General features: G+C 46.3%; 12 protein-coding genes. 4 read left to right on the top strand and 8 right to left on the bottom strand.

Going from position 1 to position 14,757, the window contains the following annotated elements; genetic code table 11:
- Nucleotides 1–421: 421 nt before the first annotated feature.
- The 7 genes from panC to sfsA all read right to left on the bottom strand — a co-directional run bounded on the left by panC (nucleotide 422) and on the right by sfsA (nucleotide 6,620).
- Complete coding sequence (gene panC, locus IQ211_RS14700; RefSeq protein ID WP_189760714.1) at nucleotides 422–1,279, bottom strand: pantoate--beta-alanine ligase; 858 nt, start codon at nucleotides 1,277–1,279, stop codon at nucleotides 422–424.
- A gap of 39 nt (nucleotides 1,280–1,318) precedes the next feature.
- Nucleotides 1,319–2,110, bottom strand: coding sequence for a 3-methyl-2-oxobutanoate hydroxymethyltransferase (panB, locus tag IQ211_RS14695; protein WP_189760715.1), 792 nt, complete (start codon nucleotides 2,108–2,110; stop codon nucleotides 1,319–1,321).
- Nucleotides 2,111–2,166: 56 nt separating this feature from the next.
- Complete coding sequence (folK, locus tag IQ211_RS14690; RefSeq protein ID WP_189760716.1) at nucleotides 2,167–2,649, bottom strand: 2-amino-4-hydroxy-6-hydroxymethyldihydropteridine diphosphokinase; 483 nt, start codon at nucleotides 2,647–2,649, stop codon at nucleotides 2,167–2,169.
- Between the two features lies 1 nt (nucleotide 2,650).
- On the bottom strand, nucleotides 2,651–4,012 hold the full coding sequence (gene pcnB, locus IQ211_RS14685; protein WP_223281811.1) for a polynucleotide adenylyltransferase PcnB: 1,362 nt from the start codon (nucleotides 4,010–4,012) through the stop codon (nucleotides 2,651–2,653).
- 312 nt (nucleotides 4,013–4,324) lie between these two features.
- The gene (gene gluQRS, locus IQ211_RS14680; RefSeq protein ID WP_189760717.1) at nucleotides 4,325–5,203 is read right to left on the bottom strand and encodes a tRNA glutamyl-Q(34) synthetase GluQRS; all 879 of its coding nucleotides are present in this window, start codon (nucleotides 5,201–5,203) and stop codon (nucleotides 4,325–4,327) included.
- A gap of 56 nt (nucleotides 5,204–5,259) precedes the next feature.
- Nucleotides 5,260–5,715, bottom strand: coding sequence for an RNA polymerase-binding protein DksA (gene dksA, locus IQ211_RS14675; protein WP_074019168.1), 456 nt, complete (start codon nucleotides 5,713–5,715; stop codon nucleotides 5,260–5,262).
- 194 nt (nucleotides 5,716–5,909) lie between these two features.
- Entirely contained in the window at nucleotides 5,910–6,620 is a 711-nt protein-coding gene (sfsA, locus tag IQ211_RS14670; protein WP_189760718.1) for a DNA/RNA nuclease SfsA, read from the bottom strand.
- Between the two features lie 92 nt (nucleotides 6,621–6,712).
- Here sfsA and hrpB point away from each other — a divergent pair, with 92 nt between their 5' ends.
- The 3 genes from hrpB to IQ211_RS14655 all read left to right on the top strand — a co-directional run bounded on the left by hrpB (nucleotide 6,713) and on the right by IQ211_RS14655 (nucleotide 12,574).
- Nucleotides 6,713–9,205, top strand: coding sequence for an ATP-dependent helicase HrpB (hrpB, locus tag IQ211_RS14665; protein ID WP_228011600.1), 2,493 nt, complete (start codon nucleotides 6,713–6,715; stop codon nucleotides 9,203–9,205).
- A gap of 49 nt (nucleotides 9,206–9,254) precedes the next feature.
- Nucleotides 9,255–11,732, top strand: coding sequence for a bifunctional glycosyl transferase/transpeptidase (mrcB, locus tag IQ211_RS14660; RefSeq protein ID WP_189760720.1), 2,478 nt, complete (start codon nucleotides 9,255–9,257; stop codon nucleotides 11,730–11,732).
- A 101-nt stretch (nucleotides 11,733–11,833) separates the two neighbouring features.
- Nucleotides 11,834–12,574: a sulfite exporter TauE/SafE family protein gene (locus IQ211_RS14655; protein ID WP_189760721.1), complete on the top strand. Its 741-nt coding sequence runs from the start codon at nucleotides 11,834–11,836 to the stop codon at nucleotides 12,572–12,574.
- Nucleotides 12,575–12,630: 56 nt separating this feature from the next.
- Here IQ211_RS14655 and hemL read toward each other — a convergent pair whose 3' ends face one another.
- On the bottom strand, nucleotides 12,631–13,914 hold the full coding sequence (gene hemL, locus IQ211_RS14650) for a glutamate-1-semialdehyde 2,1-aminomutase (RefSeq protein ID WP_189760722.1): 1,284 nt from the start codon (nucleotides 13,912–13,914) through the stop codon (nucleotides 12,631–12,633).
- 221 nt (nucleotides 13,915–14,135) lie between these two features.
- Here hemL and erpA point away from each other — a divergent pair, with 221 nt between their 5' ends.
- On the top strand, nucleotides 14,136–14,480 hold the full coding sequence (gene erpA, locus IQ211_RS14645) for an iron-sulfur cluster insertion protein ErpA (RefSeq protein ID WP_047771810.1): 345 nt from the start codon (nucleotides 14,136–14,138) through the stop codon (nucleotides 14,478–14,480).
- The last annotated feature ends 277 nt before the right edge of the window (nucleotides 14,481–14,757 follow it).

Below are 14,757 nucleotides of genomic sequence, written 5' to 3'. Positions count from 1 at the left end.
GTGTGGCTGCCATATCTGTAATCCATATCGCACCTCTCGGGCAATAGAGTATCGCAGCTAAAGCTGACCGACTAAAGTCGGTGGTTTTAACCTTTAATATGGAAAAATAAAACTAAGGGGAAATGAGCTTCATTAATCCGCAATGATAGGATAAAAAATTAAGGTTATTGCCTGATTGGATTTACGCTCTTATTTTTTGTATTTTGTTGGCGATTTATTCTGGTGTTATTGATCTATTTCTAACAAAAATCACTGCCGAAATGATTTGGGTTATTTTATGCTGTAAATAGGAATTATTAATTGAATATACCAATCCAACTCAAGTTGCAGCTTGCAAATCAATGTGATTGTTTATATCTCCCCGCTATACGGGGAGATATAAGGCGCATATTCCAGTGACACACACATCTCATAATTAAAATCAGGCAGTCAAAATAACCTGCTGATTATCAATCAGTCGTGTTTGTCCCAACCATGCCGCCATCAGGATCACGGCTTTTTTACTTTGTGCCGTTAATGGCAGCAGGTTTTCTGCATCACGGATAAATAATTCATCCGGCATAAAGCCTTCTTCCCGCAAATGGGCAGATGCCAGTTCAATGAGCCGCTCAGTATCGTGTTCGCCATTTTTCAGCCTTTCTGCTATACATTGCATAACCTTATTCAGCAAGGGCGCAATTTTTTTCTCTTCAGCGGACAGAAGGTTATTACGTGAGCTTAGCGCCAATCCATTTTTATCACGGACGATCGGCACGGAAACCAATGTAATATCGTAAGCCATATCTGCAATCATCTTGCGGATAATCTGTAATTGCTGGAAATCTTTTTCACCGAAATAAACCAGATCGGGCTGGATCAGGTTAAACAATTTGCTGACAACGGTTGTAACGCCACGGAAATGTCCTGGTCGGCTGGCACCTTCAAGGATATAAGAAAGTTCGGGTATTTCGACAAAAGTTTGGTTGCCGTTTAAACCATGTGGGTACATCTCGTTAGCATTAGGGGCGAATACCAACTCGACATTGCGACGGCTCAGTTTTTCGCAATCTTCCTGCAAGGTGCGAGGATAATTGACCAGATCGTCTTCTCGATCAAATTGCATCGGGTTGACGAAAATGCTGACGATAACAACATCAGCCTGTGCTTTGGCGGTATCAACTAATGCCATATGACCATCATGCAGGTTTCCCATCGTAGGGACGAAGGCAATACGTTTGCCCGCCTGGCGCCAGCGACGGATTTCTCGGCGTAAAATGGGGATAGTTTCTATAATCAGCATTGCTGTACTCCCTTAATTAGTCGTCATGCTGGAGAATAATCAGTTGAATGAGTGTGCCTGGTCAGGATAAGCGCCGCTTTCTACGTGTTCAATATACAGGCGGATAGCATCCCTTATATTGCCAGTTTCTGCGAGGAAGTCTTTGGCAAATTTGGGGGGGCTTGCGGTGATACCCAAGGCATCATGCATAACCAGAATTTGACCGTCAGTCATATTGCCTGCCCCAATGCCAATAACCGGAATTTCCAGTGCTTCAGTGATACGCTGCGCTAGTGCCGTCGGAACACATTCTAACACAAGGAGTTGCATACCTGCTTTTTCCAAAGCAATAGCATCGTCAAATAACTTTTGGGCCGAGGCGTCATCGCGTCCCTGAACTTTATAGCCACCGAGTACATTGACTGACTGTGGCGTCAGGCCTAAATGACCGCAAACAGGGACGGCACGCTCGGTCAGCATTTTGACGGTATCACATAGCCAATCTCCACCTTCAATTTTGACCATATTGGCACCAGAGCGCATTAGTGCAGCCGCATTGTTAAAGCTTTGTTCGGGGGTTGCGTAGCTCATGAAAGGCATATCCGCGATGAGAAAAGCATGGGAGGCGCCAGCGCGAACACTTCGGGTATGGTAAGAGATATCTTCAACAGTGACAGGCAGGGTAGAGTCAAATCCCTGTATGGTCATGCCGAGTGAATCACCAATGAGCATGACATTAATGCCTTGTTCGGCGAAAAGGTGGGCGAAACTGGCATCGTAAGCGGTGATGGTTGCAAATTTGCGCTTTTCTTTTTTTAACTGATTTAGATCAGCCAGGGTTGTTGTTTTCATCATTCTCTCCTGAATAGTTATACCCTCTGTTTTTCAAATTGCCTCTCTACAACAAACTATAACCAAAGCGTCAGACCATTTTCCGGCACTTTTTTTAATTGCTCTGCCAGGGTTTCTCCATCAGGAAACACCAGATCAGGGGCAATTTCTGCAAGTGGATACAGCATAAATTCCCGCTGTTTTAACCCATAGTGGGGAACCGTCAAGCGTTCGGTGTTGATGATGTGATTACCAAACAGCATGATATCCAAATCGAGCGTTCTCGGCCCCCAGCGTTCGCCTTTACGAACGCGTCCTTGTTCCAGTTCGATCGCTTGGGTGTGATTAAGCAATGTTTCTGGGGATAACTGGGTTTCCAATACGACGGCAAGGTTGAGGTAATCGGGTTGATCCTGTGGTCCCATTGGTTTTGTTCGATAAAAAGATGAGCGAGCAATAAAAGTGGTATCAGGGATCTTTTTCAGGGCAGCAAGTGCATTATTGACTTGCTGCAAAGGGTTAGCCAGATTACTGCCAATGGCGATATAGGCTCGAGTCATATTAATAACCGTTGTTCCTGTTCTGGCGAATGCGTCCACCACGGCGGGGGCGTGTCCTGCGGCGAATGGGTTCGCTGCCCAGATCAGATATCATTTCGCGCTGTTGTGAGGATGTTGACTGTTGGAAATCGGCCCACCACTGTACCAACTCTCTCAATTCATGGCGTGGTTCAATGCTGGCGCGCAATTCCAGTAAATCATATGCAGCACGGAACTTCGGATGTTCCATTAATTTATTTGCTCGTTTTCCTTGACGACGCGGTAAGCGCAGCTGAAGCAACCAGATATCGCGCATGGTGGTGGTATGGCGTTTCGGGATAGCAATGGAACGGCACTGCTCATCAAGAATATCGTTCATTGCTAACGCAAAAGCTTCGTAATACTGTAATCCGCCTTCCTGTGTCAGTTTTTCCGCATGTTCAATTAATGGATACCATAGCATGGCCGCAAATAAGAACGCGGGATTCACTCTTTTATCACTTTGTAAGCGAAAATCGGTATTTTTCAATACTTGTACTAACAGCTTTTCCATTGACGAATCACCACGCTGGGTGAAACCCGGTTGAATAAGCGGAAACAATGGCTGGAACAGATGATATTCGCGCAGCAGTTTATAAGTCTTGTAACCCTGCCCTGTCTGTAACAATTTCAGGGACTCTTCGAACAGACGTGCCGCTGGAATATCTTTCAACAGAAATGCCAGGCGCGGGATAGGCTCAGCGGTAGCTGGCTCGATAGTCATATCCAGTTTGCTGGCGAAACGAACCGCCCGCAGCATCCGCACGGGGTCTTCCCGATAGCGTGTTTCTGGATCACCAATCAGGCGAATGATGCCTGCGTTCAGATCGGCCATGCCACCTATGTAATCCCGTAGCGCGAAATCTTCAATGCCGTAATAAAGGCTATTGATCGTGAAATCACGACGAACCGCATCTTCTTCTACTGAACCAAAAATATTGTCCCGCAGTAACATGCCGCTTTGGGCTTTATGTGACTGGTTCCGGTCATTGTTTTCAATTTGATCATGCGGACCGCGGAAGGTGGCAACTTCAATCACATCAGGGCCAAACATGATATGGGCAAGACGAAAACGACGTCCGACAAGGCGACAGTTACGGAACAGTTGACGAACTTGTTCCGGTGTAGCGTTGGTTGCTATATCAAAATCTTTGGGTTTTTTGTGCAGCAGTAGATCACGAACCCCGCCTCCGACCAGATAAGCTTCAAAACCTGATTTATTTAGGCGATACAGAACCTTTAAGGCATTATCACTGATGTCTTTGCGTGAAATAGGGTGCTGTTCGCGTGGTATCACCGTGATCGGGGAGTCCGAAGGCATTGCCCTTACAGATTTTTTCTTCATTTTGTCGTTTTCGGCATGTGATGAAGATGAATGATTCCCTCTGCTACGTTTACGCGGAGGACTGCTCTCTGTTTGAGCAGAATGGTCAGATACGGTGACTGGCCTTTCACTGACTGCCGGTGTGTCGCGCTGTGTTCTGTAATCGCGGATTAATAAATTACGGCAGAAAGTTGCTACTCGGTTAAAAATGGTACACCTCGGTAGTGACTGATCAATTAAAACAAAAAACAGCCGCCAATCATAACTTACTGGACATTTTTTGAGAATGCTTACAGTACCAATAGAAAGACTTTATTTAACTTAGACTATTAGCTAGGTTTTTTTTGGCGGAACCGCGTTTATATTCCAACCGACGATAGCTTGCTGTAGCAGTTGATCTGTCGTGAGATCCTGCCAGCCTGCGATAGTGGGCTGATTTAAAAATGATAACGCATCAATAAGCAATGGTCTTGGGTCGCTCAATGGCAGCGGCTGGGCATGATTTTGCTTAGAAAGTTTATTTCCCTCTTTATTTAGCACGAGAGGTAAATGCACATAATCTGGTGTTGTAAAATTCAAATACTGATACAGAGACAACTGGCGAACCGTGGGTTCGATTAAATCAGCTCCTCTGACAATTTCAGTGACACCTTGATAGTTATCATCAATAACAACGACAAGATTATAGGCAAATAAACCGTCTTTGCGATAAATAATGAAATCTTCCTCAGCCATTTTCGTAGGCACGGTGATATGGCCTTGCAATTTATCGTAAAAACGATAAATCGGATGGTGCTGTTTTAGACGAATTGCAGCGTTGTGAGCTGGCAGAGGTAAATGTCGGCAGTGCCCATTATAAAAGCCGCCCAGTTGTTGGATGCGTTGGCGGGTGCAGGTGCAGTAATAGCTGTCTCCTTGCTGTTTTAATTGATCGAGGATGGCACGGTAAGCATCATGACGCTGAGATTGATAGAGAACTTCACCATCCCAGTAAAGGCCATAATGCTCAAGAGCTTGCAATATCCGCTTGTCTGCTCCGGGAATTTCCCGTGGAGGATCAATATCATCAATACGCATCAGCCATTTGCCGTGACAGGCACGGGCTTGCAGATAACTGCCTAGTGCAGTTACCAGAGAGCCAAAATGGAGATCGCCAGAAGGAGATGGAGCAAAGCGTCCAATATATAACGAGGAATGTCTGGATTGAGTCATAGTCGATTCAACATAGGGGCATACGGCGCTAAATGCGCCGTACTTAACCCTATTGGTTAGCCAGCCATTTGTTTTTCACGAATTTCGGCTAACGTCTTGCAGTCAATACATAAATCGGCTGTTGGACGAGCCTCTAAACGGCGGATGCCGATTTCAATCCCACAGGCTTCACAATAGCCAAAGTCTTCTTCTTCGACCTTTTTCAGCGTTTTTTCGATCTTTTTGATCAACTTACGCTCACGATCCCGATTACGTAATTCAAGGCTGAATTCTTCTTCTTGCGCCGCACGGTCAACTGGATCAGGGAAGTTTGCTGCCTCATCTTGCATATGAGATACAGTACGGTCTACTTCATCCCTGAGTTGATTGCGCCATGCTTCCAGAATCAGCTTGAAATGCTTTAACTGGGCATCGTTCATGTATTCTTCGCCTGGCTTTTCCTGGTAAGGTTCTACCCCAGCGATGGCGAGAATGCTCAAGGACGAGGTTTTGCGTTTTTGCCCTTCTTGCATAATGCTTCTCCTTACACACGCACTATCAAACGAGTCCCCCACAGGAGGGGAAAAAAATAGGCCGCTATAAATAACAGATGACTGCGAGGTTGGCAATTGTTCCTGTCATTAGTTTTGCAATGGTGTGAAGGCAGACATGTTTACTGCCTAAATATGTTACAAAACCCCTCTCGTCAGGATAGTTTGTTTACAAATTATTCTATTGATACAAAAGGTAATTTGTCACTTAGAACCATCCCTTTTGCCGTTATGTTGGCCTTATAACAGATTACTTCGACCCCTGATTGACATGCTTGTTCCAAAAGGAAGGCATAATCATGGTCAATATGTTTTGCTGCCGCAACCTGACAGATCCCAGAATGTAAGACAGCAAATAACAAGACAGCGCGCTGACCTTGTTGTGCTATCAATGATAGCTCACGTAAATGTTTTTGCCCCCGAATTGTGACTGCATCAGGAAAATAACCATAATTTTCCTGTAACAATGTGACTGACTTGACTTCAATATAGCAGTTAACTTTTTGTTTTGATTGTAAAAATAAATCTATCCGACTTTTTTCTTTGCCATAGCTAACCTCACGACTAATGTGCTCATATCCAGATAATTCCGAGATAATATTTTTCTCAATAGCTTGGCAGACCAGATCATTGGCCCTGAGGGTATTGACGCAAATCCAGTGACCATCCTGGGTTTGTGTGAGTTCCCAGCTATTGGGATACTTGCGTTTGGGATTATCGGATGTGGAATACCACACGGTATCCCCTAGCGTGGCACATCCTGTCATGGCTCCCGTATTGGCACAGTGAATGGTGAGTGTTTCTCCTTCTGGCGTGAGGACATCCGCAAGAAAGCGTTTATAACGGCGGATTAGGGTAGCAGGCTTCAGGGGAGGTGAAAATTCCATAAACTTTCCTTCATGACCAATGGGCGGATGAAACCAAAGGCGCTAATGCTACAATGGCAGCCATTGAAAGTTAATTCATTATGGTGATCCTTTTGTCATTGCCCATTTGTGACTTATTACCTATTTATGACGTGGTGGGAGCCGTTATTGCGGCACTGCAAACGTCGCAGCAAGTGTTATTACATGCGCCAACAGGGGCAGGAAAATCGACCGGATTGCCATTGGCGATTTTACAGCAGGCACCATTGTCAGGGCGCATCATTATGCTGGAACCGCGACGGATTGCTGCACGGAGTGTGGCTGAGCGTCTTGCTGAACAACTCAATGAACCTGTTGGTATGACCATCGGCTACCGGATGCGTTCGGAAACCAAAGTCAGTGATGCAACTCGGCTTGAGGTTGTGACCGAAGGGATCCTGACGCGTATGCTGCAACAAGATCCTGAATTGAACGGCGTCTCTCTTGTCATCCTTGATGAATTTCATGAACGTAGTTTACAGGCCGATCTCGCATTGGCACTGTTGCTGGATGTGCAGGAAGGGTTGCGCGACGACCTGCGTATTCTGGTGATGTCGGCAACATTGGATAACCAGCGCCTTTCTGCTTTATTACCTGATGCCCCTGTGATTGTGTCAGAAGGACGCAGTTATCCGGTAACGAGGTCATATCATCCACTTCCTACTCATCAACCTTTCGAACAATCAGTTGCATCGGCGGTATTGCGGTTATTGCAGCAAGAAACGGGATCGTTGTTGCTGTTTCTGCCCGGCGTTGGTGAAATTCAGCGGGTAATGTCGCAATTGGAAGATAAGATCAATGGCGATACGCTGTTGTGTCCATTGTATGGGGCATTGTCGTTGGCAGAACAACGCAAAGCAATAACACCAGCGCCAGCGGGAATGCGCAAAGTCGTGCTTGCCACCAATATTGCAGAAACCAGTCTGACGATTGAAGGTATTCGGTTAGTGGTAGACAGCGGACTAGAGCGTTCTGGTCGATTTGAACCGAAGAGTGGCCTGACACGTTTAATTACCCAACGCATCAGCCAGGCGTCGATGGTGCAGCGGGCAGGGCGGGCTGGACGATTAGAGGCCGGTGTTTGTTGGCATTTATTTAGTCAGGAGCAGGCAGAAAGAGCCAGAGAACACAACGAGCCGGAGATCTTGCATTCAGATTTAAGCGGCCTGCTGCTCTCTTTATTACAGTGGGGATGTCGTGACAGTTCCCAGCTTCATTGGTTGGACAATCCACCAGAACCCGCATTGGCGGTTGCAGAATCCCTGTTGCTGCGCTTAGGGGCGTTGGATGACAACCAGCAATTGACTTCCCGTGGTTGGCAAATGGCGGAATTCGGCAGTGAACCGCGTTTGGCGGCGATACTGTGTTCAGCCCAGGAAAGCGATGATAAAGAAGGCAAAAGCCGTGCAGCATTGGTAACGGCAGCGAAATTGGTGGCTATTTTGGAAGAACCACCGCGTCGTGGACAACCTGACTTGCTCTATTGGCTGACAGCAAATCAGCGTCATTGGCAGCAACGAGCCAATCAGCTCATCAGGAATTTTACAAATCAACTGGCGGATAAAACAAACCATGCTGGAAACCTCAGATTAGATCTTGTGCCTGAACTCTTGGTTCAGGGATTTCCAGACCGGATCGCTAAAAACCGCGATAATCTTGGCCGTTTTCAGTTAGCCAATGGGTTGGGGGTAGCGCTGGAACGTGAAGAGCCTCTGTCGGGAGAGGCTTGGTTAGTAACTCCTGCGTTGCAGCAGGGAAACAGCCATCCTGATGCACAGGTTTTGCTTGCCTGTCCGTTGGTGATTGAACAGACCATAAAGCGATACCCTCATCTGTTTACTGAGCATACAACCGTAGAGTGGGATGATAATAAAGGCTCATTACGGGCGTGGAAGCGTTTGCAATGTGGGCGATTAATTGTCAAAGCCCAGCCATTGGCAAAACCTTCGGCAGCGGAATTACAGGAAGCCTTGTTGAATTGGGTAAGACAAGAAGGGGTATCGGCATTAAATTGGTCACAGGAGGCGTTGCAGTTGCGTATTCGCCTGCAAAGAGCAACAGAATGGCTACCGGAAGTGAACTGGCCTGGGGTTGATGACGAAGCATTATTGAACTCCCTTGAACGGTGGTTGCTGCCTGCCCTGGATGGTGTTGATAATTTAAAAGGCTTGCGCCAGATTGAGCTATCCTCCTGCCTGATGGAATTGCTTGATTGGCAACAACGGCAAATACTGGATAATGAATTGCCTACTAATTACACTGTGCCAACGGGGAGCAGGATCACCATCCAGTATTTCCATGATAAACCTCCGGTATTGTCAGTGAGGATGCAGGAAATGTACGGAGAGCAGCAAAATCCAGTATTGGCGAAAGGACGAGTTCCGGTTGTCATTGAGTTGTTATCTCCAGCCCATCGTCCATTACAGATCACACAAGATCTTGCTGCGTTTTGGCAGGGAACTTATCGTGAGGTGCAAAAAGAGATGAAAGGGCGTTATCCCAAACATTTGTGGCCAGATGATCCTGCCAACACAGCACCAACCAGGCGCGTGAAAAAGCAGATGTAATAGTTTGCATTTACTTGCCGGTAGTTAATAAACATTTGGAGAATTCGGTATGTCTGATGATGATCGTCAGCCAATCGGACGCAAGGGTAAAAAATCAGGACTTCGTCGTGGGCGAACATCTAACAAACGCAATCGGCGGGATGATTATGATGATTATGAAAATGATAATTTTGACGACAACGATGAGGATGAAGTCATGACTAAAAAAGGGAAGAACGCCCGCAGTGCGAATTCCCGCCCGCCTAAAAAAGGCGGGCACTGGTTTTTGTGGTTGCTGCTAAAAATCTTTATTGTGCTGGCGGTCCTTATTGTTATTTATGGCTTCTATCTGGATAACAAAATTCGCGAGCGTATTGACGGAAAAGTCTGGGATTTACCGGCAGCGGTGTACGGACGGATGGTCAATCTTGAACCCGGCATGAATTACAGCAAGGACGAAATGATCCATCTGCTGGAGGGGATGCAATATCGAAGAGTAACAAAAATCACCCGTGCAGGTGAATTTGTCGTCAGGGGGAATAACATAGAGATGTTACGCCGCCCATTTGATTTCCCTGATGGTAAAGAAGAGCAGATTCAGGCACGGTTAGCCTTTGATAATAATCATCTTGCCAGCATTGAAAACATGGAAAACCATCGTCAGTTTGGTTTTTTCCGTCTTGATCCCAAATTGATCACCATGATGCAATCACCCAATGGTGAGCAGCGTCTGTTTGTCCCACGTTCTGGCTTTCCTGATTTGTTGGTTCAGACTTTGCTGGAAACGGAAGATCGTTACTTTTATGAACATGATGGCGTCAGGCCGCTTTCCATTGCCCGTGCATTTTTAGCTAACTTGATCGCGGGACGTACAATTCAGGGTGGCAGTACCCTGACGCAGCAATTGGTGAAAAATTTGTTTCTCTCCAATGAACGTACTTTGATCCGTAAAGCTAATGAAGCGTACATGGCGTTACTAATGGATGCGCGTTATAGCAAGGATCGCATTCTGGAATTGTACTTGAACGAAGTTTTTTTAGGACAAAGTGGTAATGAGCAGATCCATGGTTTTCCATTGGCAAGCCTGTACTATTTTGGTCGCCCGATTGATGAATTGAGTTTGGATCAACAGGCGCTGCTGGTGGGAATGGTCAAAGGGGCTTCGTGGTATAACCCATGGCGTCATCCTAAAACTGCGCTGGAGCGGCGCAATGTTGTTTTGAAAATCCTCCAGAACCGAAAAATCATCGATCAGGAGCTGTATGATCTACTCAGTGCTCGTCCGTTAGGGGTAAAACCGAAAAGCGGGGTGATTACGCCACAGCCAGCCTTTATGCAATTGGTTCGTCAGGAATTGCAAGAAAAGCTGGGCGATAAAGTTAATGATTTGTCAGGGGTGAAGATCTTTACTACCCTCGATCCGGTTTCGCAGGATGCGGCAGAAAAATCCGTTGAAGAGGGCGTTGCTGCCCTGCGAAAAGCCCGCAAAGTTGATGATCTGGAAGGGGCAATGGTTGTTGTTGACCGTTTCAGCGGTGAGGTTAGAGCCATGGTTGGCGGTTCCCAGCCGCAATATGCCGGATTTAACCGGGCATTAAACGCCCGTCGTTTGATTGGCTCACTTGCTAAACCAGCCACGTATCTGACGGCACTGAGCCAGCCGGATAAATATCGTCTGAATACCTGGCTGGCGGATGAACCTCTCTCTATCCCTCAAGCGGGCGGAAAGCCCTGGGAACCGAAGAACTTTAGCCGTACTTTCAGTGGGCGTGTCATGCTAATTGACGCGTTAGCGCGTTCGATGAATGTGCCGACCGTAAATTTAGGGCTGGATGTTGGGTTAGACCGCATCTCCAGCACGTTGGTTGCGCTTGGTATTCCTGCGAAAGAGATCCAACAAATCCCTGCGATGTTATTAGGCGCGATTAACCTAACGCCAATGGAAATGGCACAAGAATTCCAGACGATAGCCAGCGGGGGGAATCGGGCGAAACTTTCTGCGTTACGCTCCATCATTGCTGAAGATGGTACGGTGATTTACCAGAGTTACCCACAGGCAGAGCGTGTTGTGCCGCCACAGGCCGCTTATCTGACACTTTATGGTATGCAGCAGGTAGTGGAGAGAGGTACAGGGCGCTCACTGACAGGGAAATATGGCAAATATCATCTGGCAGGAAAGACTGGAACAACCAATGATCTGCGTGACAGTTGGTTTACCGGCATTGATGGCAAAGAAGTCGCGATTGTCTGGACTGGACGTGATAACAATGGCCCAACCAACCTAACCGGAGCGACGGGTGCACTGACGATTTATCGTCGTTATCTGGATAATGAAACGCCACTGGAACTGAATAACCGTCCACCGGAAGGTATTGTGGATATGTCAGTCAATGAAGATGGCAGTTTCAACTGCGAAGGAAGCGGTATCAGAGTATTACCGGTTTGGACTGATGATCCACAGAAGCTGTGCCAGCAATCGGTACAACAACCTATCGAGGAGAATGAAGAAGAAGCGCCTGGCTGGCTACGTGAGATGTTTGGGCAGTAATAAGTAATAAAGAATAGCTCCCAACTCGAAAATGAGTAGGGAGCTGATTTAATGTATTATCTTTGGGAAACGAAACATCTTGCATCAGGGAATATAACACCTTGAATATCCTTATCTTATCCTTACTCTTTATTACTGCTGCATTATTGCATGGTATCAGCGGGATTGGTTTTCCGATAGCCAGTACGACAGCGCTAAGCCTATTTATGCCATTAAAAGAGGCGGTGGTATTAGCTTTATGGCCGACTTTATTGGTGAATATCTTAAGCGTTCTTTCAGGTGGAAAGATTGGTGAGATACTCTATAAATATGGCTTATTGGCATTTTTCTCATTAACTGGCAGTGTTATTGGCGCGAAACTTTTATTCTTAATTAATCCTGCCTACTTGCAATTATTATTGAGTGGTGTCATTGCATTTTATATTGTCAGCAGCACTCGTAGCAGTCATTTTCATTTACCGGAAAATCCAGTCATTTTGTCGCTGTTTGGTTTAGCCGCTGGGATTATTGGTGGGGCAACTAATGCGATGTCTCCTATCCTGATTATGTGCCTATTAGCAATGAGCAGCGATCGCCATGAAATTGCCCGGGCCGCCAATTTGTGCTTTTTACTTGGCAAGATCAGTCAGTTAGTGGTGTTACGCCAGGAAGCGTTCGAATTGTTTTCTTCGGCGTATTTATGGCCGATACTCATATTAACGGCCTTATCTCTGCTTTCTCTCTTTATTGGTACACGCCTAAGATCGCGTATCAGCCAACACCATTTTCGCTGGTTAATGCTGATATTACTTGGTGTGTTGGCAGTAGTGTCAGCGATTCAGGCAATACGGGCTTTGGTGTGAAGACGCCACAGATAATAGAGAATAGTGACGTCCGAGGTTTGGAAAAACAGAATATTTTATTGTAGTTTTGTAAAACAACGTGCTGCCGCATCAACAGTGCGTTGAATATCTTCATCTGAATGGGCGATGGACATAAAGCCGGCTTCAAACGCTGAAGGAGCCAGATAGATACCTTCATCCAGCATCAAGTGGAAGAATTGCTTGAAACGTTCCACATCGCACTTCATGACATCCTGATAACAGGTAACGCTTTCCGCATCGGTAAAGAAAATACCGAACATACCGCCAACGTGGTTAACAACCAGAGGGATGCCGGCTGCTGATGCTGCATGTTTTAAACCCGCCGCCAGTTTGTCGGTCAGTTCCCCTAAACGCTGATGAACACCAACCTGGGCTACTTCTTTCAGGCAAGCAAGACCGGCAGCCATTGCGATTGGATTACCAGAAAGGGTGCCCGCCTGATAAACAGGGCCAGTTGGTGCTAATTTTTCCATGATTTCCAGACGGCCACCAAAAGCCCCCACAGGCATACCGCCACCGATGATTTTTCCAAGGGATGTCAAATCTGGCTTAACATCGTAATATTCTTGTGCGCCACCCAGTGCGACACGAAAACCTGTCATCACTTCGTCAATAATGAGCAGGGCGCCAAATTCATCACACAGCTTACGCAGGCCCGGCAGGAATTCTGGTAGCGGTGGAATGCAGTTCATATTGCCCGCGACGGGTTCGACAATAATACAGGCGATTTCTGTTGGATATTTTTCGAAGGCTTCACGGACAGAATTTAGGTCATTGTAAACACAAGTCAGGGTGTGTTTAGCGAAATCAGCGGGCACACCTGGAGAGTTGGGCTGACCAATCGTCAGGGCACCTGAGCCGGCTTTTACCAGCAAGCAATCAGCATGGCCGTGGTAGCAACCTTCGAATTTGATGATTTTGTCACGTTGGGTATAACCACGAGCCAGACGAATGGCACTCATAGTGGCTTCTGTCCCGGAGTTCACCATACGCACCATATCCATAGAAGGCACCAGTTCAGTGACTCGTTTTGCCATTTCCACTTCGGCCGCGGTTGGAGCACCAAAACTCAAACCACGTTCTGCGGCCTCAATGACGGCATTGCGGATAGCAGGGTGGTTATGCCCAAGAACCATTGGTCCCCATGAACCGACATAATCGATATAGGCATTACCATCAACATCATAAAGGTAAGCCCCATTCGCACGTTGAATAAAGACGGGTGTCCCACCAACACCGTTAAAAGCGCGTACTGGTGAATTGACTCCACCGGGGATCACCTGTTTTGCCTGAGAGTAAAGCGTTTCGGACTGGCTCATTAATAAAAGCTCCTGAAAGATAACGGAATATGAGAATGTCATTTTAAAGTACCCCAATAGGGAAGCCAAATCATCATATGCCCTTCATCGTTCGGTTTATTGCATTCATGTGGCAAAACTTGAACGAATCAGTCAGGTATTGGATAATCTCGACAACTGATCAGAAAGCATAAAATAACTTTCCGAGAATTTTTACCGGAAAACCGGACTGGAGTAAAAATATGAGCGATGATGCTGCATTGCCTTTGCAGTTTACTGATGCCGCGGCCAACAAAGTCAAAGTGCTGGTTGCTGATGAAGATAATCCGAACCTGCGCTTGCGGGTTTACATTACAGGTGGTGGTTGTAGCGGTTTCCAGTATGGGTTCACTTTCGATGACCAAATTAACGAAGGTGATATGACGATTCAGAAGCAAGGGGTTGAATTGGTTGTTGACCCCATGAGTCTGCAATATCTGATAGGCGCTTGTGTGGATTATACCGAAGGGTTGGAAGGTTCCCGTTTTATTGTTGCCAATCCGAATGCAAAAACCACTTGTGGTTGCGGTTCTTCTTTCAGTGTCTAATGGGAAAATTCCCTATTGCAATAAATGGCCTCCTAAATAAGAGGCCATTTTGCAAGATACTTATACCAATCTCACTTCAAGATGCGTGTGATTTCTCCCCGCAAAGCGAGGAGAAATCAGGTTTCATATCGTGTTGTAAATTTTAACTTGAAGTTTAATGCGTATACATATACAGGATCTTAAGCATTAACTGTATATTTTAGATAGAAAAAAGGCTTCATTTATGATCTGATAATCGTCGCCAAACTAATACCAAAACCACGGATGAAGCCTGTGA

The sequence above is a fragment of the Xenorhabdus griffiniae genome (assembly GCF_015163655.1).
Lineage (GTDB): Bacteria > Pseudomonadota > Gammaproteobacteria > Enterobacterales > Enterobacteriaceae > Xenorhabdus > Xenorhabdus griffiniae.
Note: the sequence above shows the minus strand (reverse complement) of the source record. Positions and strands in the feature narration are given on the sequence as shown.

Bases quoted from the DNA above. Each gene is read 5' to 3' on its own strand.
- mrcB (WP_189760720.1), top strand. From the start codon at position 9,255: ATGTCTGATGATGATCGTCAGCCAATCGGACGCAAGGGTAAAAAATCA.
- hemL (WP_189760722.1), bottom strand. From the start codon at position 13,914: ATGAGCCAGTCCGAAACGCTTTACTCTCAGGCAAAACAGGTGATCCCC.
- sfsA (WP_189760718.1), bottom strand. From the start codon at position 6,620: ATGGAATTTTCACCTCCCCTGAAGCCTGCTACCCTAATCCGCCGTTAT.
- gluQRS (WP_189760717.1), bottom strand. From the start codon at position 5,203: ATGACTCAATCCAGACATTCCTCGTTATATATTGGACGCTTTGCTCCA.
- panC (WP_189760714.1), bottom strand. From the start codon at position 1,279: ATGCTGATTATAGAAACTATCCCCATTTTACGCCGAGAAATCCGTCGC.
- folK (WP_189760716.1), bottom strand. From the start codon at position 2,649: ATGACTCGAGCCTATATCGCCATTGGCAGTAATCTGGCTAACCCTTTG.
- pcnB (WP_223281811.1), bottom strand. From the start codon at position 4,012: ATGAAGAAAAAATCTGTAAGGGCAATGCCTTCGGACTCCCCGATCACG.
- dksA (WP_074019168.1), bottom strand. From the start codon at position 5,715: ATGCAAGAAGGGCAAAAACGCAAAACCTCGTCCTTGAGCATTCTCGCC.
- erpA (WP_047771810.1), top strand. From the start codon at position 14,136: ATGAGCGATGATGCTGCATTGCCTTTGCAGTTTACTGATGCCGCGGCC.
- panB (WP_189760715.1), bottom strand. From the start codon at position 2,110: ATGAAAACAACAACCCTGGCTGATCTAAATCAGTTAAAAAAAGAAAAG.